General features: G+C 44.1%; 24 protein-coding genes. All 24 read left to right on the top strand.

What is annotated here, in order from left to right; genetic code table 11:
• Positions 1 to 32 precede the first annotated feature (32 nt).
• The 24 genes from EFA47_RS20125 (at position 33) to EFA47_RS04155 (ending at position 22,950) form a co-directional block, all read left to right on the top strand.
• Positions 33 to 962 (top strand): DUF6973 domain-containing protein, encoded by a 930-nt coding sequence (locus EFA47_RS20125; RefSeq protein ID WP_235853205.1) that lies wholly within the window; start codon positions 33 to 35, stop codon positions 960 to 962.
• Between the two features lie 186 nt (positions 963 to 1,148).
• A complete protein-coding gene (gene tnpA, locus EFA47_RS04040) occupies positions 1,149 to 1,619 on the top strand; it encodes an IS200/IS605 family transposase (RefSeq protein ID WP_122642098.1) in 471 nt (156 codons plus the stop codon).
• 271 nt (positions 1,620 to 1,890) lie between these two features.
• Entirely contained in the window at positions 1,891 to 2,787 is an 897-nt protein-coding gene (locus tag EFA47_RS04045) for a LysR family transcriptional regulator (protein WP_122642099.1), read from the top strand.
• A gap of 193 nt (positions 2,788 to 2,980) precedes the next feature.
• Entirely contained in the window at positions 2,981 to 3,391 is a 411-nt protein-coding gene (gene tnpA / locus EFA47_RS04050; RefSeq protein WP_122641481.1) for an IS66 family insertion sequence element accessory protein TnpA, read from the top strand.
• On the top strand, positions 3,385 to 3,726 hold the full coding sequence (tnpB, locus tag EFA47_RS04055) for an IS66 family insertion sequence element accessory protein TnpB (protein ID WP_072524981.1): 342 nt from the start codon (positions 3,385 to 3,387) through the stop codon (positions 3,724 to 3,726). The genes tnpA (EFA47_RS04050) and tnpB overlap by 7 nt, the downstream gene beginning before the upstream one ends.
• A gap of 143 nt (positions 3,727 to 3,869) precedes the next feature.
• Positions 3,870 to 5,486 (top strand): IS66 family transposase, encoded by a 1,617-nt coding sequence (gene tnpC, locus EFA47_RS04060; RefSeq protein WP_122641480.1) that lies wholly within the window; start codon positions 3,870 to 3,872, stop codon positions 5,484 to 5,486.
• Between the two features lie 104 nt (positions 5,487 to 5,590).
• A complete protein-coding gene (locus EFA47_RS04065; protein WP_122642100.1) occupies positions 5,591 to 6,760 on the top strand; it encodes an iron-containing alcohol dehydrogenase in 1,170 nt (389 codons plus the stop codon).
• Between the two features lie 19 nt (positions 6,761 to 6,779).
• Positions 6,780 to 7,517, top strand: a complete 738-nt coding sequence (locus EFA47_RS04070; RefSeq protein ID WP_122642101.1) for a flavodoxin — start codon at positions 6,780 to 6,782, stop codon at positions 7,515 to 7,517.
• 33 nt (positions 7,518 to 7,550) lie between these two features.
• Positions 7,551 to 8,237 (top strand): flavodoxin, encoded by a 687-nt coding sequence (locus EFA47_RS04075; protein WP_122642102.1) that lies wholly within the window; start codon positions 7,551 to 7,553, stop codon positions 8,235 to 8,237.
• Between the two features lie 32 nt (positions 8,238 to 8,269).
• Positions 8,270 to 9,256 (top strand): aldo/keto reductase, encoded by a 987-nt coding sequence (locus EFA47_RS04080; protein WP_122642103.1) that lies wholly within the window; start codon positions 8,270 to 8,272, stop codon positions 9,254 to 9,256.
• A gap of 42 nt (positions 9,257 to 9,298) precedes the next feature.
• Positions 9,299 to 9,760 (top strand): flavodoxin family protein, encoded by a 462-nt coding sequence (locus EFA47_RS04085; RefSeq protein ID WP_122642104.1) that lies wholly within the window; start codon positions 9,299 to 9,301, stop codon positions 9,758 to 9,760.
• Between the two features lie 14 nt (positions 9,761 to 9,774).
• On the top strand, positions 9,775 to 10,824 hold the full coding sequence (locus EFA47_RS04090; protein WP_206215510.1) for an alpha/beta hydrolase: 1,050 nt from the start codon (positions 9,775 to 9,777) through the stop codon (positions 10,822 to 10,824).
• 2 nt (positions 10,825 to 10,826) lie between these two features.
• On the top strand, positions 10,827 to 11,462 hold the full coding sequence (locus EFA47_RS04095) for a flavodoxin family protein (protein WP_122642105.1): 636 nt from the start codon (positions 10,827 to 10,829) through the stop codon (positions 11,460 to 11,462).
• Between the two features lie 18 nt (positions 11,463 to 11,480).
• Entirely contained in the window at positions 11,481 to 12,170 is a 690-nt protein-coding gene (locus tag EFA47_RS04100; RefSeq protein WP_122642106.1) for a DUF4405 domain-containing protein, read from the top strand.
• 3 nt (positions 12,171 to 12,173) lie between these two features.
• Entirely contained in the window at positions 12,174 to 13,292 is a 1,119-nt protein-coding gene (locus EFA47_RS04105) for an iron-containing alcohol dehydrogenase (protein ID WP_122642107.1), read from the top strand.
• Between the two features lie 31 nt (positions 13,293 to 13,323).
• A complete protein-coding gene (locus tag EFA47_RS04110) occupies positions 13,324 to 14,175 on the top strand; it encodes an aldo/keto reductase (RefSeq protein WP_122642108.1) in 852 nt (283 codons plus the stop codon).
• A 42-nt stretch (positions 14,176 to 14,217) separates the two neighbouring features.
• Positions 14,218 to 14,538, top strand: coding sequence for a winged helix-turn-helix domain-containing protein (locus EFA47_RS04115; RefSeq protein ID WP_122642109.1), 321 nt, complete (start codon positions 14,218 to 14,220; stop codon positions 14,536 to 14,538).
• 525 nt (positions 14,539 to 15,063) lie between these two features.
• A complete protein-coding gene (locus tag EFA47_RS04120; RefSeq protein WP_122642110.1) occupies positions 15,064 to 15,756 on the top strand; it encodes a response regulator transcription factor in 693 nt (230 codons plus the stop codon).
• Entirely contained in the window at positions 15,753 to 16,787 is a 1,035-nt protein-coding gene (locus EFA47_RS04125) for a sensor histidine kinase (RefSeq protein ID WP_122642111.1), read from the top strand. The genes EFA47_RS04120 and EFA47_RS04125 overlap by 4 nt, the downstream gene beginning before the upstream one ends.
• A 36-nt stretch (positions 16,788 to 16,823) precedes the next feature.
• Positions 16,824 to 17,483, top strand: coding sequence for a CatA-like O-acetyltransferase (locus EFA47_RS04130; protein WP_122642112.1), 660 nt, complete (start codon positions 16,824 to 16,826; stop codon positions 17,481 to 17,483).
• A gap of 299 nt (positions 17,484 to 17,782) precedes the next feature.
• The gene (locus EFA47_RS04140; protein ID WP_122642113.1) at positions 17,783 to 18,046 is read left to right on the top strand and encodes a hypothetical protein; all 264 of its coding nucleotides are present in this window, start codon (positions 17,783 to 17,785) and stop codon (positions 18,044 to 18,046) included.
• Positions 18,047 to 18,051: 5 nt separating this feature from the next.
• Positions 18,052 to 18,717 carry an ABC transporter ATP-binding protein gene (locus EFA47_RS04145; protein ID WP_122642114.1) on the top strand — a complete coding sequence of 222 codons (666 nt, stop codon included), beginning with the start codon at positions 18,052 to 18,054 and terminating at the stop codon, positions 18,715 to 18,717.
• Between the two features lie 15 nt (positions 18,718 to 18,732).
• Positions 18,733 to 20,553 (top strand): ABC transporter permease, encoded by a 1,821-nt coding sequence (locus EFA47_RS04150; RefSeq protein WP_122642115.1) that lies wholly within the window; start codon positions 18,733 to 18,735, stop codon positions 20,551 to 20,553.
• A gap of 27 nt (positions 20,554 to 20,580) precedes the next feature.
• On the top strand, positions 20,581 to 22,950 hold the full coding sequence (locus tag EFA47_RS04155) for an ABC transporter permease (RefSeq protein WP_122642116.1): 2,370 nt from the start codon (positions 20,581 to 20,583) through the stop codon (positions 22,948 to 22,950).
• The last annotated feature ends 137 nt before the right edge of the window (positions 22,951 to 23,087 follow it).

Raw genomic sequence — 23,087 nt, forward strand, 5'->3', positions numbered from 1 at the left:
TACATAAATGAAGAGAGGAGATTATTGTACATATGAAAAAAGTATTGAAATTATTTAGTTTACTTTTGGCGCTTATTATGGTTTTTCCAGTGACGGCACTGGCAAGTGAGAATAATTATAGAAACAGTGATCTAATCGGAGCAGAACAAAGTGAATTTGAACATGTGATTGCCGAAATACAGAGCATTAAAACTGCACATCCAGAATATACAGAGGAGATGGTCTTAACGATTATGGATGAGCAGCATCAAGGGTGTGAAAGAGGAATTATAGATATCTGGAATGCACTCACAGATTCAGAAAAGCAATTATGTATCCGATATCCCTTTGATGCGCTGAAGGTAAATACAGCCAAAAACATTGCAACTTCGCAGACGGAGAAAAAATTCGGGACAAATGGTCTTGGGGATAGAAGTGATGCTTTCCGTCATGGAATCTGGAATGCGGAGATGACAATTCTGATTGGAAGAGAAAAGGCAGAACTGTTTGCTACGGCACATGAGGATAAGGATGTTACGGGAAATGAGTCGGACGGATATCCGAAAACGGCACATCGGGATATGGATTTACATAACAACGAAGTGGGAAGAACAATAGGAGAAATGAATAGTGAGAGTTCGGAGGATGAAATGGCAGAAATAATTTATCATGTGGAGACTGTAGTCAAATTATCCCTCAGAAAAGACACGCCCCAAATAGAGGTCACGATGGAGCCGGGGGAGGAAAGCAGCTACACCCCAAAAGAAAAGGCTACTTATCAGAAAATCAAAGAGTACGTCAAGGATAAGTACGGTGTAAATGTGCATACCGCTTATATTGCACAGGTGAAGCGTATGTGCGGTTTGGAGATGGGAGAAAACCATCATAAATCAAAGAAAGAAAATCCTGATATAAAATACTGTCCGAAAGAGAAGGAGGGGTATATCAGAGAAGCACTGGAATATTTTGAACTGTTAGCATAAGGCAGGCGGGGTTCGTATCATGGTTGGAGGACATGTGATACGAACCTTATTGGATACAAATCCAAATAAACCACTTGCTATGCAAGTGGCCCCCCATCCGGCTTCAAGCCCTAGATAAAGAAACCTCCTTTGTTATAATGAGTGTGGGTCCTAGACCGCACTAAAATAACAAAGGAGGTGTCCAACATGGACAAAAATACTTTATCACATACAACTTGGGAATGTAAATATCATATTGTATTTGCACCTAAATATAGGAGACAGATTATATATGTAAATATCAAAGCGGATGTAGGGAATATTTTAAGTACCTTATGCAAACGGAGAGGAGTGGAAATTATAGAAGGAGAATGCTGCAGAGACCATATTCATATGCTGGTGAGAATCCCACCAAACCAAAGTGTGTCATCCTTTATGGGATTCTTAAAGGGGAAAAGTTCGCTCATGATATTCGACAGGCACGCAAATTTGAAATATAAGTATGGGAATAGAAAATTTTGGTGTCATGGATATTATGTGGATACAGTGGGAAAAAATGCAAAGAAAATAGAAGAGTATATAAAGAACCAATTACAAGACGACATAGCATATGACCAATTAAGTTTAAAAGAATTTATAGACCCGTTTACGGGTGAGCCAGTAACAAAAGGCAAATAAACAAATCCCTTGTAAGGGATAGCCGGGAATAAGGTGCGGTTGGGGCCTTTATTTTCGTAGGGCCTTTGAGGCCCAAGCCGGCAATCGTCCCTTATAGGGACAGAGCAAACCACCAGTTTTCACTGGTGGTTATGATTGTCTCTATAGAGGTGATTTTAAGGAATATGAAAGTAGGGATAAGTGAATATCATTGACGCATTTTTATCAGAAAGATATAATAAAGCTGATACAATGGTGAGAAACAGGATTGTCTACGAAAGGAGAGGTTCCTATGTTATACAACCCTCAGCTTGATACTTTTCTCTGTGTGGTAGAGTCCGGGAGCTTTAACAAGGCTGCCGAAAAACTATATATTTCTGCGCCCGCAGTTATTAAGCAGATTAATTCTCTGGAAGGGAGTTTAAAACTGCAGCTTTTTGACCGGACACACCGGGGGCTTGTGGTGACAAAGGCAGGGAAGTCACTGTATCAGGATACAAAATATATTGTGCAGTATTGCCGGGAATCTGTGAATCGTGCGTCAAATGCGATGCTGAATGAGACCGAAGTCATCCGGGTTGGAATCTCCCCCATGACACCGCCGCAGGTATTTGTAGATCTATGGCCGAAGATACAGAAGCAATACCCAAACATGAAATTTCAACTGGTTCCCTTTGAAAATACACCGGAAAATGCAAAAGAAATTTTAGCAAATCTGGGGCAGAACATTGATGTGGTAGCAGGGATTTTTGATGATACCATGCTGAATGTACGAAAATGCAGGGGAATCGAAATCCTAAAAGAACCGTTCTGCTGTGCGGTTTCCATCCATCACAGGTTAGCTGGAAAAGAAAAGCTGACGATTCCGGATTTGTATGGAGAAACGCTGATGTTGATGCACCGGGGATGGAGCAACTATGTGGATCGTTTGAGAGATGATCTTTGGAAAAATCATCCGCAGATTCAGATTGAGGATTTTGAACTTTATAACGTAGAAATTTTTAACCGCTGTGAAAACAGCCAGGATGTGCTGCTTGCAATTCAAAGCTGGTCCAGCATTCATCCTCTGATGCGCATGATTCCGGTGGAATGGAACTACAGCATACCCTTTGGACTTTTATACGCCACAGAACCATCGGAAAAGGTGAGAAAAGTCTTAAAGGGGATAAAAAAAGCGGTGGAGTTATAACGAAAAAGTTTATACTGAATAACAAACGGAGACTTCTGCATGGAGTCTCTTTTTTGTACAATAAAGTTGCGAACAGAAAACAGAGAGGTAAGCGCCAAATATTCCTGCGGATTTCCTGATCCTCAAGTTTTGCCTATAATTGTAGAGTCGAAAGATATTTAGACTATTTCACTACAATTATGGAGGATAGGTTATGGCAGGTACTCGCAAAGCCCGTGTTCCGATGGCGGAACAGATCAGGCTTATCAATGAATGCCGCCAGAGCGGCATGACAGATGCTGACTGGTGCCGTGAAAACGACATTGCAGTAAGCACCTTTTACAACTGGGTCAGCCGTTGCCGGAAAGCGGCAGCGGATCAGATCCCAGCAGCGAATTATGGTCATTCTCCGGTTCCCCGCCCGAAACAGGACGTGGTCCCCATTGACATTGTTCCGGATCACATCCCGGAACAGCATACAGCATCACAGATGCTAAACTCGCACCTTGACAATTCACATACGATCGAAGTTGCCATGAAGGATATCACAGTCCACATCAGCAATGATGCAGATCCGGTCCTGCTCACCAGGATATTCCGCCTGATTCAGGAGATCTCATGTTAGGGGATATCTCCGGACTTGAAAAGATCTACATTGTCTGCGGCTACACCGATATGCGGAAGTCCATTGACGGACTCTGTGCCGTTATCGAGGACCAGCTTAAGATGGATCCCTCGTCCAGTGCTCTCTTCCTTTTCTGCGGAAGAAGACGGGACAGGATCAAAGCCTTGTTCCGTGAACCGGACGGCTTCGTTCTGATCTATAAGCGGCTGTCTGTCCGCGGCGGCTATCAATGGCCCAGGAAGCAGTCGGAAGTCCGGAACCTTTCCTGGCGGGAGTTTGACTGGCTGATGTCCGGGATCGATATTGACCAGCCCAAAGCCCTCAAAGCAGAGTAAAAAATCATCTGGATCTTAGCAGAAATCCTGCACAGAAAAATACGGAAATCCCCTGTAGATTCGGCATTTTTCAGGAGCTATTTTCCTTTAGTAAAAGCCCCGTTTCTGATATAATAAAGGTATCAGAACCGAGGAGGGAAACGATGGCTTCCAGTGCAAAAGATATCCAGCTCAGAGAGCTGAAAGATACGGTATCACAACTGAAAACAATGGTATCCGAACAGACTGAACTGATCCGATCTCTCCGTCTTATCATTGACGAAAAATCCAGTCACGAGAAAGCGCTTCAGGAACAGGTAGATTATCTGACCAAAAAGCTTTTCGGCTCATCCAGCGAAAAAAGATCCGATGATATTCCGGGACAACAGAACCTTTTCGATGAAGCGGAAGTGGAAGAGGATCCATCCCTGCTGGAAGTAGAAACTGTGATCAAGGAACATACCCGTAAAAAGAAGGCAACCCACGAGGATCTCTTCAAAGGCCTGAAGGTTGAAAAAGTAGTGATCCCTCTTCCCGAAGAAGAACAGATCTGTCCGGTATGCGGCACACAGATGGTCCTGATCGGTGAGGAGTATGTCCGCCGGGAACTGGAATTCATTCCTGCCACCTGTAAAGTGATCGAATACTACAGCCAGAGTTACGGATGTCCATCCTGCAAGGAAGGACTCGGCGATACGGAAAAGCCTGTGATCATAAAGTCTCAGGTTCCGGCGGCTCTGGTTGGGAAAGGTCCTGCCTCAGCATCCACTGTTGCATGGACCATGTACCAGAAGTATGCCAACGGGCTTCCCCTTTACCGGCAGGAAAAAGACTGGAAGCAGTATGGGGCTCAGATCAGCCGGACCACCCTTGCCAACTGGATCATCTACTGTTCGCAGAACTATTTCCAGCCGATGTATGATTACTTTCATCGGGAGCTGCTGAAGCGCAGTTTTGCAATGGCAGATGAGACACGGGTCCAGGTGTTAAAAGAGGAAGGGCGCCAGGCCCAGACCCAGTCGTTCATGTGGCTGTTCCGAAGCGGCGAGGATGGACTTCCGGCGATCATCCTGTATGGCTATTCCCCTACCAGGAGTGGCAGCCATGCAAGGGAGTTTCTGGAAGGCTACAGCGGATACCTGGAAACGGATGGATATCAGGGATACAACAATCTTCCGAGGATCAGACGCTGCTCTTGTTGGGCGCATATCCGTCGATACTTTATCGACGCCGTTCCCAAAGGAAAACAGTATGACTACAGCCAGCCGGCAGTGCAGGGCGTCCAGTACTGCAACCGGTTGTTCGCCATTGAGGACTCCATTAACAAAAAGTATCCCGGTGATTATGAAAAGCGGAAGCAGCTGCGTCTCGAGAAGGAAAAACCCGTTCTGGAGGCTTTCTGGTCGTGGCTCGATCAGCAGAAGCCCGTCCGGAATACCCGGATGGATAAAGCCGTGAATTACGTTCTTAACCGACGTGATACAGCGGAGACTTATCTGGAAGACGGACGGTGCAGCTTTACCAATAATCTCAGTGAGAATGCAATTCGTCCATTCGCAGTAGGCCGGAAGAACTGGCTCTTCAGCAATTCCGTTGACGGAGCGAATGCCAGTGCGGTAGTCTACACAATGGTTGAGATGGCAAAAGCATACGATCTGAATATTTATGGATATCTTAAATTTTTACTGGAGCACCGGCCAAGTAAAGATATGACCGATGAACAGCTGGCAGAGCTGGCACCTTGGAGTGAAAAACTCCAATCTATCAAAAATCGCATGTGAATTATAGTGAATTACTCCAACTCGCAAAGGGCTGGAGTAATTTTGTATCCGACCGCATTAATATTTTGCGCTTACACAGAGAGAAAACAAAGGAGGTTTTATCTGTGAACAATTTTATTTTTGAAAATGCGACAAAAGTGTATTTTGGAAAAGGCTGTGTCAAAGAGTATCTTTCCAGTCTGACCGGGAAATATGGAAGTAAAATTCTGCTGGCTTACGGTGGCGGTTCCATCAAGAAAAATGGAATCTATGAAGAAGTGACAGAGATTCTGAAAAGAACAGGAAATACAGTGATTGAATTTTCCGGTATCATGGCGAATCCTACTTACGAAAAGGTGCTGGAGGGAGCAAGGCTTGCAAAAGAAAACGAAGTGAATTTAATTTTAGGTATTGGCGGCGGTTCCGTAATGGATTGCTGTAAAGCTGTCTCCATGGCAGCAGCTACGGAGAAAGACATTTGGGAAAACTACTGGGCAGCGCCGGGAATCGTTGATTTTGAACCCGTACCACTGGGAGTCATCGTGACAGTGGCAGGAACAGGCAGTGAGTGCAATGGCGGTGCAGTGATTACGAATGAAAAGCAGAAGATTAAGACCGGAAGAGATTATCCAAAATGTAATCCGAGATTTGCTTTGATTGATCCGACATACACCTACAGTGTTCCGAAGAATCAGATGGTGTCAGGCGGCTTTGATATTCTATCACACATTATGGAAACGTACTTCAGTGAACCCAATGAGGACAATGTATCAGACGACATTTCAGAGGCGTTAATGAGAAGTGTCATCCGTAATCTTCGGGCAGCTATTCAAAATCCGGAGGACTACACTGCAAGGAGCAATCTGCTCTGGGCATCTACCATGGCGGAGAACCGGATCATTAAACTGGGAAAGAAATGTGATTTTGAATGTCACCAGATGGAACATCAACTTGGGGCATATACAGACTGTAATCATGGACAGGGACTTGCGGTTCTGCACCCCGTTTATTACCGTCATATCTATCAAAACGGACTTCCGAAGTTTGTGAACTTTGCAAAAAACGTATGGCAGATTCCGGGAGAGGGAAAAAGCGACGAGGAAATAGCAGCGGAAGGAATTTCCGCATTGACGGCGTTTATCAGAGAGATTGGACTGCCGGGTACGTTGAAAGAACTTGGCGTAAAAAAAGAAATGTTAAAGGAAATTGCAGATACCTGCAATATATCAGCGGGAAGTTACAAGAAAATGACTCCGGAAGAAATACTGGATATCTTCCGGGAATGTTATGAATAATGGGAGGAGGAATTACAGAATGAAAAAATTGACAGCATTATGTATGGGATTGATTATGGTGATAAGTCTTGCAGCTTGTGGAAAAAGCGATACGCCGAAAGCATCTGAAACGGAATCATCCAACGCAGAGGAAACACAGGTGTCCGAACCGGAAAGTACAGAATCTTCGGAAACAGAAAATGAAACGGGGCAGGCAACGGGAAGTAATACGCTGGTGGTCTATTTCTCTATGCCGGAGACGACAGATCCGGACGAGAGTAAGATGACGCAGGAAGAGGATAACAGTGTTGTTGTGATTGATGGAGAGGTACTTGGAAATACCCAGTATGTTGCCTATGTCATTGAGGAAAATACGGGAGCTGACATCTTCCGGATTGAGCCGGAAACCCCATATCCTACAGACCATGATACTTTAGTAGATTTAGCTTCAGATGAACAGGCAGAAGATGCACGTCCGGCAATCAAAGACCAGATTGAAAATTTTGAACAATACGACACCGTTTTTGTGGGTTATCCGAACTGGTGGGGAGATATGCCGATGATTCTTTATTCATTTTTTGATGAGTATGATTTTTCGGGGAAAACCATTATTCCGTTTAATACGCATGGAGGCAGCGGATTCTCAGGCACCATTAGTACAATCGAGGAACTGGAACCAAACGCTACGGTCAATGAGGACGGTTTTACCGTATCACGAAACAATGTGCAGGATGCCGAGCCAGATATTTTGACCTGGTTAAGCGGGCTTGGCTATTAGGAGCTGCAGAACGGAAAGGATAAGGTATCATAGATGAAAAAAAGCAGAACTGTGTTTCTTTGCCTGGTACTGACAGGGCTGCTGCTAATGGGGTGCGGCAAAAATCCGGCAGATGAAACACCACAAATAGCAACAGATTCAGAAGAATCTGTGAATCAGGATGAAAGTAATGTTCTAATTGCATATTTTGGCCGATGGGGAAACACAGATTTTCCGGATGGGATAGACGCATCTACATCAGCGAGTATTGTAATCGGAAAAGATAACAATCTGCAGGGAACGACAGAGTATGTGGCCTCAATGATTCAGGAGTATATGGGAGGTACCCTTCATCTCATACAGACAGCAGACACTTATCCGGCGGATTACGATGCAGTCGTAGACCAGAACCATCAGGAGCAGGCCGATGGCAGTATGCCGGAATTATCAACTGTGGTTGAAAATATGGATCAGTATGAAATTGTCTTTATTGGTTATCCCATATGGGCAACTACCATACCGCGGCCAGTGATTTCTTTTATAGAGCAGTATGATTTATCAGGGAAAATAATCATTCCATTCTGTACACATGGTGGATATGGCAGCGGCAGCAGTTATACAGAAATTGAGAATCTCTTGCCTGATTCAGAGATACTGGATGGTTTTGCAGTCGAGGCAGAGCAGATAGATTCAGCCGAGCAGGAATTGGAAAATTGGCTGGACAATCTGGATGTAATATAAAAATGGAGCGAGTTATAAAGGAGTAATTAATTATGGAATACCGCAAATTAGGAAAAGATTTAAAGGTTTCAGCAGTAGGGCTTGGCTGCATGGGATTTTCCCATGCCAGCGGAGAGCCGGTTGACAACGAGGCGGCTGTTAAAATACTGCGGCAGGCTTACGAGATGGGATATGATTTTTTTGACACTGCAGAGGCGTATACGGGATATTTCCCGGATGGCACCGTTTCCTGCAATGAGGAACTGGTAGGAAAAGCAGTAAAAGATGTGCGTCATAAAGTTGTCATTGCCACAAAAATGGGTGTCACACACAACGAAGATTTATCTCTGACTTTAGACAGCCGCCCGGAAACAATCCGAAAAAGTGTGGAAGGAAGTCTGAAAAACCTGAACACCGATTACATTGATTTATACTACCAGCACCGGATTGATCCGAAGGTAGAGCCGGAGGTGGTGGCACAGACGATGGCACAGCTTATTAAAGAAGGAAAAATCCGTGCCTGGGGCATTTCCGAAACAACGGAGGAATATCTCCGGCGGGCAAATGCTGTATGTCCGGTTGCTGCTGTGGAGAACCGTTACTCTATGATGGCAAGATGGCATGAAACTCTGTTTCCGGTATGTGAAGAGCTGAATATTGCGTATGTGGCATTTTCTCCTATGGCAAATGGATTCCTGACCGGAAAGTATACGCCACAGACGAAGTTTGAGGGCAGCAAGGATTACCGCACCGGAATGCCTCAGTATACCAAAGAGGGCTACGAAAAGGCGAAGGAATTACTGGATATGCTAAAGGGACTGGCAGAAGAAAAAAATGCTACCATGGGACAGCTATCTCTGGCATGGATGATTTGCAAAAAGCCTTATATCATACCGATTCCAGGTTCCAGAAAGCCGGAAAGACTCCGGGAAAATCTGGAGGCGGGGGAGATTGTTCTGACGCAGGAGGAAGTAGCGCTGATTGATGAAAAACTGAACGTTATGGAATTTGAGGTGTTCGGCGGTCATCCGACCAAATAAAACAAAAATTAGTAAAAATGGAAAAGCGAGGTAAAAATACATATGCAGAAAACGACAACGATTCTTTTTATAAACGGAAGTCCCAATAAGGAGGGAAACACTGCCGCTCTTGCAGACAGGCTGCTGTCTGGAAAAGCGTATGAAACCTTAAATCTGACGGATTATAAAATCTACAGTTATGGTCAGAACTTTCAGGACGACCAGTTTGAGGAAGTCCTTTCACGGATGAAAGAGGCGGAAACGATCGTAATTGGCTCTCCGCTATACTGGCATAATATCTGCGGTTCCGTCCGAAATCTTCTGGACCGATTTTATGGCCCGGTAAGTTCGGGAGAACTTTCCGGCAGAAAATTATATTTTCTGTTTCAGGGAGCGGCTCCGGAAAAGTGGATGCTGGAAGCAGGAGAATATACGATGAAGCGATTTGCAAAGCTTTATGGCATGGAATATGCAGGTATGGCAACAAGCGGAAGGGAAGCGGCTGCGCTGGCAGACCATATATAAGGGGAATTCTGCTTATGGCCAGAAAAAACAGATGGAAATACAAAGGCATTATGCTATATGCGGCAGTATGGCTGATTCTGGCGTTGACTGCTTGTGGAAGTACGGAAAATACGGCGGAAACATTGCAGGAAGAGCAGCCGGATACAGCAGGGGAGGATTTTATCAATACAGAATACTTTACAGAAAGTTCTACGGTAGGGGAAGTGACCTCAGATGAGGCGTTTGGCGATTACGGACGTTTGCTGTTTCCGGTGGACTTATCTATATCAGAGGATATGACACTGAAAGAAGTGAGTAGCAGCAGTGTGTATCTGTGGTACTCACAGATACAGCCGGAGAAAACCGTGGAGATTTTAAATGATTTAAAGCAGCAGTCCCTGGCCGGAGAACAGATTTTTTATTCCATTTATACAGAAGAGGAAATGGAAGAGGATTCGTCTAAAAGAAATACCGGACTTTTCTTTTTCCGTGGAGAGCCGGGAAAGGAGTTTGCAGTTACCAATGCCGGAGGCGGATTTTATTATGTGGGAGCGATGCATGACAGCTTTCCACACGCCTTGGAATTGAGTAAAAATGGTTACAATGCTTTCGCACTGATTTACCGACCGGATGCTCCATATGAAGATCTTGCCCAGGCGATTGCATATATCTATGATAATGCGGATAAATTGCAGGTGAATCCGGAAAATTATTCCCTGTGGGGCGGTTCAGCCGGGGCGAGAATGGCGGCAGTTCTTGGAAACGAGGACTATCTGCAGCAGCTTACCGGGAGAACAGACATCCCTCAGGTAGCGGCGGTTATTATGCAGTATACCGGGTATTCGGAGGTTTCAGAAACGGATGCGCCTACGTATGCAAACGTGGGGGATCAGGATGGGATTGCGAGCTGGAGAACGGTTCAGCAGAGGATAAGTTCCCTGGAGCGCATGGGGATTCCCACAGAATTTCATGTATATGAGGGACTGGGCCATGGGTTTGGCATTGGCACGGATACAGTGGCGGAAGGCTGGATGACAGATGCGGTGTCCTTTTGGGAAGACCAGATGAAAAAAGGAGATGAATGAGCATGAAAGTATTATTAGTGAATGGAAGCCCACATAAGTCAGGCTGTACTTACACAGCTCTGGATACGGTGGCAGAATCATTAAATGAGAACGGAATAGACACAGATTTGATGTGGATTGGAAATAAACCGATTTCCGGGTGCATTGCCTGCAAAAGCTGTGCAAAAAAGAACAAGTGTGTATTTGATGATACGGTCAATGAGTTTTTAGACATTGCGGGAGACTATGACGGATTTGTATTTGGTACGCCAGTCCACTGGGGAGCAGCCTCTGGTGCGATCACATCCTTCCTGGACCGGGCATTTTATGAGGATCTTTTGTCAGGCGGCGGAAGATTTCATCTGAAACCAGCCGCCGCAGTTGTGTCAGCGAGAAGGGCAGGAACGACCGCCACATGGGATCAGATTAATAAGTATTTTGCGTTGATGCAGATGCCGATTATTTCCTCAAGATATTGGAATATTGTGCATGGGGCGACGCCTGAGCAGGTTGAAAAGGATGAAGAAGGCGTACAGACGATGCGGATTCTGGGAAAGAATATGGCATTTTTCCTACAGTGCAAGGAAGTGGCTATGAAAATGGGTGTTGCCATGCCGGAACCGGAAACAGTAACGTTTACAAATTTTATCAGGGATTAAGAGATTGGAGCATTGGAAATGAGTAAAAAAGCAATCATAAAAATTTTGATCGATATTGGAATGACCATTTCCCTTATGTTTCTTATGGCATTTGAACTGGTTGGCAGGGAGGCACACGAATGGATTGGAATGGCTATGTTTGTTCTCTTTCTTGTACATCATGCACTGAATCTTACATGGACGAAAAATATCCGCAGAGGAACCTATACGCCATTTCGGATTCTTCAGCTTTTACTGGTTTGCCTGATCCTCATTTCCATGATGGCTTCTATGGTTAGCGGTATTGTTCTTTCCAGATATATATTTTCCGCTGTGCAGGTCAGGGGATTCCGTAGTATTGCACGAGTGATTCATATGCTGGCAGCATACTGGGGATATGTTTTGATGTCTTTGCATCTGGGGATTCACTGGCGGGTGATGATGGGAATGGCAGGACGTATGGCAAAGAGGAAATCCAAAGCCCGAACATGGGTGCTAAAAAGTATTGGCATTCTGATTGCCGGATATGGAATCTTTGCGTTTATGAAAAGAGATTTTGGTTCTTATATGCTGTTACAAATAGATTTTGTGTTTTATGACTTTGAGGAACCGCTTGTGCTGTATTTGCTGGACTATCTGGCGATTATGGGAGGATTTGTCTGGTTGGGGCATTATATATCCCATGGTATGAATAAAATCAGATTAAATGCTAAGAAGAAGGTGGGATAGAAGATGAAAGATTTTCAATTAAGAAATGATACAAAGCTATGGTTTTGTAATAATCCTATGGAAAGACTTCGGGAGGTTATAAATAAAAAACGTGTGCTTTTTGTGTATGGAGGAGGCTCCGCAAAAGAAAATGGCTGTTTTGATGATGTGAAAAATGCAGTTTTTGAAAGCGGCGGAGATTTTTATGAGTTAGGGAACTCCTCCAGAGATCGTACTGCGATTGAAGCAGGAATGAAAGTAGTAAAAAACAACCAGATTCAGCTTGTTATAGGCGCAGGTGGGGCGAGCGTCATGGATTGTGCGAAGTTAATTGCATTTGGTGCTTGCCACGAGGCGGATTGGTGGGAATTTGTAAAAGGAAGAAAAAATCCGTATGGTTTGGAGCGGCTTCCGTTGGTATTGATGCCGACTTATCCTTCCAGCGGTTCAGAATATGGACTTGGAGCAGTTTCTGCTGATTCTCGGACAGGGGATTTCGGAACTGCTTATGGGATTGCTGCAGATTATGCAATTCTCGTACCAAAATACTCTTTGTCACTGAATAAGGAGATGACAGCGTATACGGGGCTTGTTACGCTTGTCCAACTGTCAGCCTCTGTGATAGGAGATAAAAACCCTATATCATATGCAGCCGGTGTTTCTGTTATATGCAATGTGCTGAAGGCTGTTATAGCATTGGATGAGAATCCGAATGATTTGGACGCCAGAGGCGTGATTCTTTATGGAGCTTCCATTTCGACTTCCGGAAGATTAGGAATTGGAAAAGAAGAAAACTATGCGTATGATATTTATGAACTTGAATTCGTACCGGAAGTTTTGTTTGATGTTCCATATAGAAAAAGCCTTACTGTATTATTCCCACGTTTCTTGAAAATGATGTCTGTTTACCATGAGGATGATATTCGTACTTATATTCAGGATGTATTTGGATACAAGGGAGGGATTGATGAATCAGTGGAAAGGATTGTATCACTATTTGAAGGATTGGGAATTTCGATGTATTTTAAAGGTGATTGGACAGAAAAATCACTAGAGAGTATTCCAATAGATTCTATGCTGACACAGGAGGAAATAACAGAGATGATAAGGTACTCCATGTATCCTGGAAATCTTACAGAATGAGATTTATTTAATTATGAAAGGATGAGTATTTATGGAATTTGTTACATTAAATAATGGTGTGAAAATGCCTATATTAGGATTTGGTGTATACCAGATAGCAGATTTAAAAGAATGTGAACAGGCAGTTGTAGATGCAATTCAGACAGGGTACCGTTTAATTGATACTGCAGCTTCGTATGGAAATGAAGAGGCAGTTGGACGTGCGATTAAGCGCTGTGGGATTCCGCGAGAAGAATTGTTTATTACTACAAAACTGTGGATTACAGATACCAGTTATGAGGGGGCGAAGCGTGGGTTTGAAACCTCTATGAAAAAACTGGGCTTGGATTATCTGGACCTGTACTTGATACATCAGCCGCTGAATGATTATTATGGGGCATGGAGAGCCATGACAGAGCTTTATCGGGAAGGAAAAATCCGGGCGATTGGCGTTTGCAGCTTTTACCCTGACAGGCTTGCCGATCTGATTGCTTTTAATGAGGTTAAGCCGGCGATTAATCAGGTAGAAGCAAATATTTATTTTCAACAGAAAAAGGCACAGGAGTTTATGAAAGAAAAGGATGTCCAGATGGAAGGATGGGCTCCATTTGCAGAAGGAAGAAACAATCTGTTTGATAATGATATATTAAAGAGAATTGGTGAAAAATATAAAAAGAGTGTGGCTCAGGTAGTGCTGCGTTGGCTTTTGCAGAGGGGAATCGTATGTATCCCTAAGAGTACAAAAAAGAAACGTATGGAAGAAAACTTTGCTGTATTTGATTTTGAATTGACTTGTGAGGATATGGAGGCAATCAAATCACTTGATACAAATACCAGTGCATTTTTTGACCATCATGATCCGGCGGCTGTGGAACGACTGGTAAATTTGGTGAGGAATGTATAGGATGATGCTGCAAAATGTATAGAGTATAATGAACGAGGGTGATTGATTGGGGTAATTGCTATTTATGTCCCTGGAGATGAGGAGAAGCGCCTTTTTTCCAAAATCCAGAATATATTAGATAAAGAAAATTATATACAGGCAGAAGAAGGTGGAACAAACTTGGTTTTTGAAAGATTAAAAATTATCCCAGACTATCATAAAATTCTTTTGGATGATAAAGAAGTTAATCTTTCTAGTCAGCAGTTCCAACTTCTCCTATACCTTGCAAAAAAGCCGGGGCGTGTCTACACCTACGAACAGATCTATGAAACTATATGGGAAAAAGAGTACACCTATGACAAAGGCAATGTCATGGCACGTTGAGACAGTGACGTTGCTGGTGAAGAAACCTTGATTTTACAGGCTTTCCCGGACTTTATGCTTGAAAATGAAAGTGTGTTTTTTATGATTTTTGAATGTAAACTCCGTTCCATAGTGGGCATGGGGTTATGCGGTAAAGTTAAAAAATAGAGTTTTGCGGAATTATTATGCTTTTGCTAAATTGTTTCATACTTTTTGGCAAAAGCATTTTTTATTTAGGACGGAAAAATTTGGAGAGATATTTCTAGTTGGTACAGGTATCAGAAAATTGAATACAGGACAAAGCTTTATAACTGGAGAGATTTTTCAATACCTGCAAACCCATGGAATTTTTATTCGTATCTGAGGGGAAAGTGGGATGTGAAAAATACTGTAAAATAGATATTTAATGGGAAAGATAACTTGGAAAAAGGGGGGATTAGAGGTAAGCTAAAAGAGAAACTTTTTTGAAAAATGTTCCGCTGTAACATTTCGCGGACATTTGCCTGTTATACTATCTGCAAAAAGCAAAGCAAAGGAAGTGACGTTATGAAGCAGATTTTAATTGTCGAGGACGACAGTTTTTTGAATAAGATGTTAGCCTACAACCTGACCGCTGACGGCTACGGTGTGACCTCTGCCCTGAACGCCAGAACAGCCGCCGAAGTCCTGCACACGCAGGAATTTGATTTAGTCCTGCTGGACATCAACTTGCCGGATGGCAACGGCTACGACCTGTGCCGGTTGATTAAGCCGGAACACCCGGACACTATTGTAATCTTTCTGACTGCCAACGATCAGGAGAGCGACCAGATACGGGGTTATGAGGTGGGCGCAGTAGACTATATCACAAAGCCTTTTGTGATTGGAGCCTTACAGCGGAAAATCAAAGCCATGTTCGCTATGCTGGAACACCACAAGCCCGCAAAGGATATTTACGATGATGGGCGGCTGTTTCTGGATTTCTCTGAACAGACCGCAGCCCTGAATGGAAAGACGCTGACCTTATCCCCGATGGAATATAAAATGCTGAACCTGTTCCGCAAAAATCCGAAGCAGGTACTTACCCGCCAGCAGCTCTTGGAAAAGCTGTGGGATATAGACGAGCGTTTTGTAGACGAACACACCCTGACAACCTCTGTCAGCCGTATTCGCAGCAAGATTGAAGCAGACGGCGGTGCGCCCTATATCAAGACGATTTACGGCATGGGTTATCAATGGACGGGAGGCGAGAAGAAATGATGCTTAAAGACCTATCAGTAAAAAAGCTGCTCCGTCTGGTGGTGGCCGGTCTGCTGCTTTCCATGACAGCGATTACGTTGGCTCTGTTCCTTACGACAAAACAGACGGCGGTATTGCTTGGGGGCGGTGCGCTGTCTCTCTGTGCCCTTGTCTGGTTTTTTCTGCTGACGTTAGCTTTTGGAAAGCGCCTGTCCCTGTTTACCTCTGACCTGTGCCAGACCCTGGACCACATGATCGAGGGTGAGGTCGCGCCCCGGCGCGCAGAGGACAGCGAAACCATGCTGGCCCGTATCAGCCACCGGCTTTCCCGCCTCTATCAGATCATGCAGGAGAACCGGCGCAAGGTGGACGAAGAACGGAAGGAGCTTCAAGCCTTGGTATCGGATATTTCCCATCAGGTGAAAACACCGGTGAGCAATCTGAAAATGGCGGCGGACACTCTGCTGGAAAAGTCTATGGCCGAAGCGGAGCGCACCGATTTCATCCAGGGCATTCGCACTCAGACGGATAAGCTGGACTTTCTCTTTCAAGCCCTTGTGAAAACCTCCCGTCTGGAAACGGGCGTTATTCGGTTGGATAAGAAACCGGGCCGCCTCTTTGAAACGATAGCCCAGGCCATGAGTGGAATTGTGTATGCGGCGGAGAAAAAACAAATCGCCGTATCTGTGGACTGCCCGGAAGATCTCACTCTCTCCCATGACAGCAAGTGGACAAGCGAAGCCCTTTTCAATCTGTTGGACAACGCGGTAAAGTACACCCCAGCAGGAGGAAACATTTCTGTATCGGTGGTGGCATGGGAAATGTATGTGGAGGTCAAAGTCACCGACACCGGCAAGGGCATTTCCGAGAGCAACCAGGCGGCTATCTTCCGGCGCTTCTACCGGGAGGAAGAAGTACATGAGCAGCAGGGCGTGGGTATTGGTCTGTATCTGGCCCGTGAGATCGTGACTCGGCAGGGCGGCTATATCAAAGTGGCTTCGGAGCAGGGGCAAGGTTCTGCTTTTTCTATTATGCTGCCGAAAAGAATATAAAGGACGAAATAAGTTGAATTTTGAGAGGAGAACAACATGGAATATCATTATACGAAAGTTGATTTGAACCAATGGAACAGAGGAAGATTGTTTAAGACTTACATTGATAATATGCGAATTGTTATGAGTTTGACTGTGGAGGTTGATGTGACAAATCTTATTCAGTTCTGCGAAAAAAACAACTTAAAATTCTATCCCTCTATGTTATGGATTGTATCAAAAGTCGTTAATTCACATGATGAATTTAAGTATGCTTGGAATGATAAAGGAGATTTAATAAAATGGAATTTCATTAGTCCATCTTATACAGAGTTTCATAAAGAAGATGAGAGCTTTAAAAAATTAGTAACAGAGTTTTCAGATGACATATTTGAATTTCATGCACGCTTTATGTTAGATAAGGAAAATCATAAAGCGGATCGTGGCTTTGTAGAAGATCAGCCATCAAACTTTTTTGATGTATCTTGCCTCCCGTGGGTAAAGTATAGCCACTTTGATGTACATGTTTTTGATGAGGGTAAGTTTCTTGCACCAGTTATTACTTGGGGAAAATTTGAAAAGATACAGGAAAAACATATCATGCCCCTGACAATGAACATCCATCATGCCGTGGCAGATGGATTTCATTTATGTAGATTTTTTAATGAGGTGCAGGAAGTTATAAATACACTCAATCAGACAGAATTGCATAGTTGAGAAACCCTGATTTAAGGATGAAAAGGCAAATTGGCTTTAACGGAAAGTTCTGCTTTTTCCATTATGCTCCCTGTGAAGTAAAGGACAGCGGGCGGCCTTTTCCGGCTGTCCGCTGAAATTTTTTTCGCCATAGTGTGCCGACAAAGCTGCCAGTGGCAGGTTTTCGGCTGAAATGTCCGAGCCTTGTAACATTTCATCCCGATTTTCATTAAATATTTTGCCCGCTGTAACATTTCACGGACATTTGGGTTTTACAATATCCTTATCAACAAAAGCGAACACTTAAAGGAGGCCGCACAATGGAACTGCCCCCTACATTGATTTGGAATTTTGTGCTGCTGATCTTCCCGCCCGCTGCCCTTGTGCTGGTGTTCCGGCAATGGCTGACCTGGCATATCCGCTGGACGGTGGCCTTGACTGCTCTGTGTGATCTTCTCTTGTTTTGGGATGGACTGTTTTACTATGAGAGTGTTTGGCTGTTTGCCGTGCTTCTGTTGATACAGCTTGCCGCAACCGGCGCAGCAGTGTTCCGCATCTATCACAACCATCAAAGAAAGGATTGAATTTTATGAGCATTTTACAGACCATTGACCTGAAAAAGTATTACGGTGCAGAGCCGAACATCACCCGCGCCCTTGACGGCGTAAACTTCGACCTGGAGGACGGCGAGTTTGTGGCCGTCGTTGGGACCTCCGGCAGCGGCAAGTCTACCCTGCTTCACATGATGGGCGGGCTGGACACTCCCACCTCCGGCAATGTGATCGTCCGGGACAAGGAGCTGGCAAAGATGAATGACGAACAGCTCACCATCTTCCGACGCCGCAACATCGGCTTCATCTTTCAGAACTACAACCTTGTCCCCATTCTGAATGTGTATGAAAATATCGTCCTGCCGGTGGAGCTGGACGGGGACACGGTAGATCAAAAGTTTATGAACGAAGTCGTTCACCTGCTGGGACTGGAAGATAAGCTGAAAAATATGCCCAACAATCTTTCCGGCGGTCAGCAGCAGCGTGTGGCGATTGCCCGCGCCCTGATTACCAAACCGGCTATCGTGCTGGCCGACGAGCCGACCGGCAACCTGGACAGCAAGACTAGCTCCGAAGTGCTGGGGCTTATTAAGCGTACCAGCGCGGAGTTCAGACAAACCGTAGTGATGATTACCCATAATAACGACATCGCCCGCCTTGCAGATCGGATTGTCCGCATTGAGGATGGAAAGATCGTGGGCTAAAGGAGGTAGAACGCTATGACATGGCCTTTTGAGAACGACACCCGAAATGCAGAGAAAAAGTTAGCGGTGCGAAGCCTGAACGCAAACAAACAAAGAAATTTTCTGATAGGCATTATCATATTTGCCGCCTCGTTCTTGTTGACATTTTCGACTATTCTGGTATGCAATGCCACGATAGATACACAAATCATTTCCCGTGTTGACAATACACAAGAAGTAATTGGTGTGATTTTTGGGATTGCTATTGTCTTGCTGTTCACAGCAGGAATTGCCATTAAAAATATCATGTATATTTCCGTGTTACAGCGAACACGGGAATTTGCACAGTTGAGAACAATAGGGGCAACATACCGGCAAATAAAGTTGGTTATTCATAACGAGCGTAAACAGCTATCTTGGAAATACATTTTGGGTGGCTTGTTTTTTGGCTTTTTATGTAATTGTGTGTTGCCGTTGGGATTGTATTTGGTGCCGAGCGTTGCTTGTGCATTATTCTCTGGCGCTTTTATATGGTTCATAGTCTTTTGGTCATTTCGCACACCAGCAAAACAAGCAGCTTCTTTGTCCCCTATGGCAGCATTGAGAATTGAAGAAAGAAAATCATCCAGAAATTCCAGAAAAAGCACCCGTATTACTCCCAGCGGTTTGGCTAAAACATACTTTTCCAGCAACAGAAAAAAAGCATCCTATACGCTGTTGTCCCTTGTGTTGAGCGGTGTACTCATGTTTGGAGTCTTTTCGGTAATGTCGGCTATTGATATAAAGGAACTTGTTCAACAGTCATATTACGAGGACAGCAGTGTTTATCTTTTACTGAACTCGACAGCCAGCGAAAATTCTACTTCTGATTTGATGAAGAACAGTCCTTTTACCCAGGAATTAAAAGCGCATATTGAAAATATCCCTGGCGTAATAGAAATTTACCCGTCAAAAAAATTAAATTGTGAGGTTGTGGTCTCCGGTCAATCAGAAAATAAATATAAGATATCGATCAACAGCATTGTTGGCACATCCAGTTTTGAAGTCCGGTTGGTTGAGGGAGGTATGCCCTATTCTCAAAATGTAATCCAGACTATTCCGATTGTGATAAACCGTGTATCACCTTACTATGAAAGAACAGGACTTGACTTGAAATTGGGAGATCATTTTTCTGTGTCGGTGAATACAGGAGCATCCATGAAAGAAACAGATTTTTCGGTATGTGGCTTTATCGAAAACAAAGATACGGGCAGCGTATTCTATACGGCTCCTGAATATCTGGACTTTTTGGCAGAAGTAAATTGTGATCTGGCGTGGTACATTTGTACAGAAGATGTGCAGACAAAGGTGGCCGTTGAGGAAATCAAAACGCTGGTGACTTCGGATGATCGCATAAGCACTTCGGTATTTTCCGAGGAACTATCCGAATATCAGGGGGTCTTTCATAATGCTAAAGTCGTTGTTACGGCTCTGATGTTTTTGATCTGTCTGTTTGCATTTATCAATCTGCTTAACACCTGTATAACGAATACAGTTATGCGCCGTCACGATTATGCGCTGTTAGAGGCTGCTGGTATGACGAAAGCACAAATACAGCAGATACAGAATGCAGAAAACAGGATTTACTTTGCTGGTAGTTTTATAGGGAGCTGCGTGGTAGGAATACCTTTGGGGTTTTTCCTTTGTAGCAAAATTGCAGAAATACCGGGATTATCCTATATCTCTTATCAATTCCCGTGGCTGTTTTTAATCCTCTACCTCGTTCTTGTTTTTACAGTTCATGCAATGGTAACGGCATATCAAAAACGTATCTTAATGAGGCAGTCCGTAGTAGAACGCATTAAAACAGGTGAATAGATTTTTGACTAAAGGAGGTGGCAGGCTATGACATGGCCTTTTGAAAATGATACCAGCGCCATTGAAAAGAAACTGGCAAAAAGAAATCTGAAAAGCGAAAAGCGCCGGAATCTGATGGTGGTGGTTGCAATTACCCTGGCGGCCTTTTTAATCTGCCTAACAGGGATTCTATCTACCTCTCTGGCACAAATGCAGCGCAATCAGGTTGTCGATACTTACGAGGCACTTTACATGGGGGTTGAAAAATCAGATATTGAAACCTTAAAAGGACTGCCGGAAATCGCCCGCGTGGGCAGCTATTATGCGCTCGGTGAGGAACTTTCTGAACAGGGTTATCATACAGTCTATTTTTACTATGACGAGGAAATGATGGATATTGCTCACAACCAGATGAATTTGCTGGAGGGCCGTGTGCCGGAAAAAAAGAACGAGGTTGTGGTGAGTGAATATTTCCTATCCACTTATGGGAACAACGCAAAGCTCGGAGAAACCGTTACTTTAGATACAGACAGCTTTCGCGGAGAATATATCGTAATCGGCATAATTGAAAGCGTGAACGAGAAAGAAATGAATAGCTGCGGCATCCTTCTTTCCGAAGATGCGCTGACCGAATGGAGTGGTTTTGATCCGGCTGGGTATCGTGCCTATGTGCATTTTGAAAATGCCGCACAGTTAAGTGAAGAAGTAATGACCTCTTATTCCAGACAGATTGCAGAAGAATATCAGCTTCCAGTGCCTAAAATGAACAGCAAATATTTTTCCTATACCTCGAAATCCTTTGATTTTGTCCTGATGGGCGGCGTAATTGCCGTGGTTCTAACTGGTGGATATATTGTTATTCAGAGTATCTTCCGTATCTCTGTCAACGATAAGATACAAAGCTATGGGCAGCTCCGTACCATTGGGACAACGCCGCAGCAAATCAGACGGATTGTGAAAAAAGAGGGACGGCGGCTTGGCAGTATCGGTATTCTGACCGGCGCGGTGCTAGGGTTATGTGGCGGCTTTCTTCTGTTTCCCAAAGGCTTTAATGTATTTTATTATGTGATGATCGTTGCTTTGACAGTGTTGAGCTGTTGGGTTATGGTGTCTGTTTCTATCCGAAAGCCGATAAAGATTGCGGCAGGGATTTCCCCTATTGAAGCTGTCCGTTTTACCACAGCGCAAAAGAATATCCACAGCCGGAAAAAGAACATTAAACTCAATCCTGTTTCCATGGGGATTGCAAATTTCAAGCGTGACCGTAAAAAAACGGTCAGTATTGTGGCCTCGTTGAGTTTGGGCGGCATGATCCTGCTTGTGGTATCGTCCATTGTCCTGTTACGCTCACCAGAACAACTTGCAAGACAGGATTTTCCTGATGGTGATTATAAAATCTATGTGGATTCAGAGCTGTCAGAAGAAGAGGTCATGGCCGCAGGTAATCCCTTAAATGAAGAATTGAGGCAGGAGATTTTATCCATTAATGGCATAACAGATGTGATAGCAAAGAGGCAAAGCCTCCATGCTTCTTATACGGTAAATGAGTTCACGGAATCTGGCATGTGTGATATGTTGACAGAGCAAAACTATTCTTTGGTTGAAGCAGCATTGGTAGAGGGGACTATGCCGACAGATACCCGCAGTATTCTCGTTGATTCGAGTACAAGCAAGCGTGACAATATCCCAGCCGGAACAACCGTTGCGTTTACTTTTGGGCAATCCTCTGTTCCTGTTACCGTAGCAGGCGTGTTTGATAATACTGCCTTGCCGAACGGACATGGCGCTTTAGCATTTGATGCTCCGCTCGAATATGCGCCAGAAGCATTATTCCGTGAACTGCACCCGGAAATAACTTCCTTTGATTATTCGTGGAGCATTGTGAATGACCCGAAGAAAACAGAAGAAGTAAAAGCTGCATTGAAAGATGTCGTAGCCAGTCATAGTGATATTGCGTTAGATGAAATTGACAGCAAAATTGAATATGAAAAAATGCAAACCGCAGTAGTATGCGGAAGTTTGCAAGTGTTTTCATGGCTGGTGTTTTTGTTTGGTGTTGTGAATTTAATCAATACGACGCTTTCTAACCAGATATCCAGGAAACAGGAAAACAGCATTTTGCGTTCCATCGGATTAACAGAAAAACAGCTATGTAAAATGAATATCTGTGAGGGCCTATGCTATGCACTCTTTGCGGCATTGGCAACACTGGCCGTAGGGTTTCCTGTTTCTATTGTCGCTTGTAACAAAATGAGCGTAGTAATCTTTGCAAGGGATGTGGTTCCTTATCAGTTCCCAGTTTTAGAAATGGGGTTGTTTATTCTAGTACTGTTCGGAATGGAATTGATTCTGTCTGTATGGACAGTGAATAGGCAGAAAAAACAATCTCTGATCGAGCAAATGCGTTCAATAGAGTAAGTTCAAATCCAGCGGGGCGGCGTATGCTGCCCCGTTTTTTCTCTGTTTCCCCCAATATTTTGAAATGTCCGAGGGTTGTAACAATTCAGCCTGTTTTTTTGTCAAAATCAGGGGTGCTTCGGACATTTGTGTAACCT

It is taken from the genome of Luxibacter massiliensis (assembly GCF_900604355.1).
Lineage (GTDB): Bacteria > Bacillota > Clostridia > Lachnospirales > Lachnospiraceae > Luxibacter > Luxibacter massiliensis.

What these genes read in the sequence shown, in the direction of transcription:
- EFA47_RS20125 (WP_235853205.1), top strand. Translation starts at nt 33, where the DNA reads ATGAAAAAAGTATTGAAATTATTTAGTTTACTTTTGGCGCTTATTATG.
- EFA47_RS04080 (WP_122642103.1), top strand. Translation starts at nt 8,270, where the DNA reads ATGGAATACCGCAAATTAGGAAAAGATTTAAAGGTTTCAGCAGTAGGG.
- tnpA (WP_122641481.1), top strand. Translation starts at nt 2,981, where the DNA reads ATGGCAGGTACTCGCAAAGCCCGTGTTCCGATGGCGGAACAGATCAGG.
- EFA47_RS04045 (WP_122642099.1), top strand. Translation starts at nt 1,891, where the DNA reads ATGTTATACAACCCTCAGCTTGATACTTTTCTCTGTGTGGTAGAGTCC.
- EFA47_RS04105 (WP_122642107.1), top strand. Translation starts at nt 12,174, where the DNA reads ATGAAAGATTTTCAATTAAGAAATGATACAAAGCTATGGTTTTGTAAT.
- EFA47_RS04155 (WP_122642116.1), top strand. Translation starts at nt 20,581, where the DNA reads ATGACATGGCCTTTTGAAAATGATACCAGCGCCATTGAAAAGAAACTG.
- EFA47_RS04095 (WP_122642105.1), top strand. Translation starts at nt 10,827, where the DNA reads ATGAAAGTATTATTAGTGAATGGAAGCCCACATAAGTCAGGCTGTACT.
- EFA47_RS04100 (WP_122642106.1), top strand. Translation starts at nt 11,481, where the DNA reads ATGAGTAAAAAAGCAATCATAAAAATTTTGATCGATATTGGAATGACC.
- EFA47_RS04150 (WP_122642115.1), top strand. Translation starts at nt 18,733, where the DNA reads ATGACATGGCCTTTTGAGAACGACACCCGAAATGCAGAGAAAAAGTTA.
- tnpA (WP_122642098.1), top strand. Translation starts at nt 1,149, where the DNA reads ATGGACAAAAATACTTTATCACATACAACTTGGGAATGTAAATATCAT.
- EFA47_RS04145 (WP_122642114.1), top strand. Translation starts at nt 18,052, where the DNA reads ATGAGCATTTTACAGACCATTGACCTGAAAAAGTATTACGGTGCAGAG.
- EFA47_RS04075 (WP_122642102.1), top strand. Translation starts at nt 7,551, where the DNA reads ATGAAAAAAAGCAGAACTGTGTTTCTTTGCCTGGTACTGACAGGGCTG.
- EFA47_RS04120 (WP_122642110.1), top strand. Translation starts at nt 15,064, where the DNA reads ATGAAGCAGATTTTAATTGTCGAGGACGACAGTTTTTTGAATAAGATG.
- tnpC (WP_122641480.1), top strand. Translation starts at nt 3,870, where the DNA reads ATGGCTTCCAGTGCAAAAGATATCCAGCTCAGAGAGCTGAAAGATACG.
- EFA47_RS04125 (WP_122642111.1), top strand. Translation starts at nt 15,753, where the DNA reads ATGATGCTTAAAGACCTATCAGTAAAAAAGCTGCTCCGTCTGGTGGTG.
- EFA47_RS04070 (WP_122642101.1), top strand. Translation starts at nt 6,780, where the DNA reads ATGAAAAAATTGACAGCATTATGTATGGGATTGATTATGGTGATAAGT.
- EFA47_RS04110 (WP_122642108.1), top strand. Translation starts at nt 13,324, where the DNA reads ATGGAATTTGTTACATTAAATAATGGTGTGAAAATGCCTATATTAGGA.
- EFA47_RS04130 (WP_122642112.1), top strand. Translation starts at nt 16,824, where the DNA reads ATGGAATATCATTATACGAAAGTTGATTTGAACCAATGGAACAGAGGA.
- tnpB (WP_072524981.1), top strand. Translation starts at nt 3,385, where the DNA reads ATGTTAGGGGATATCTCCGGACTTGAAAAGATCTACATTGTCTGCGGC.
- EFA47_RS04090 (WP_206215510.1), top strand. Translation starts at nt 9,775, where the DNA reads ATGGCCAGAAAAAACAGATGGAAATACAAAGGCATTATGCTATATGCG.
- EFA47_RS04140 (WP_122642113.1), top strand. Translation starts at nt 17,783, where the DNA reads ATGGAACTGCCCCCTACATTGATTTGGAATTTTGTGCTGCTGATCTTC.
- EFA47_RS04085 (WP_122642104.1), top strand. Translation starts at nt 9,299, where the DNA reads ATGCAGAAAACGACAACGATTCTTTTTATAAACGGAAGTCCCAATAAG.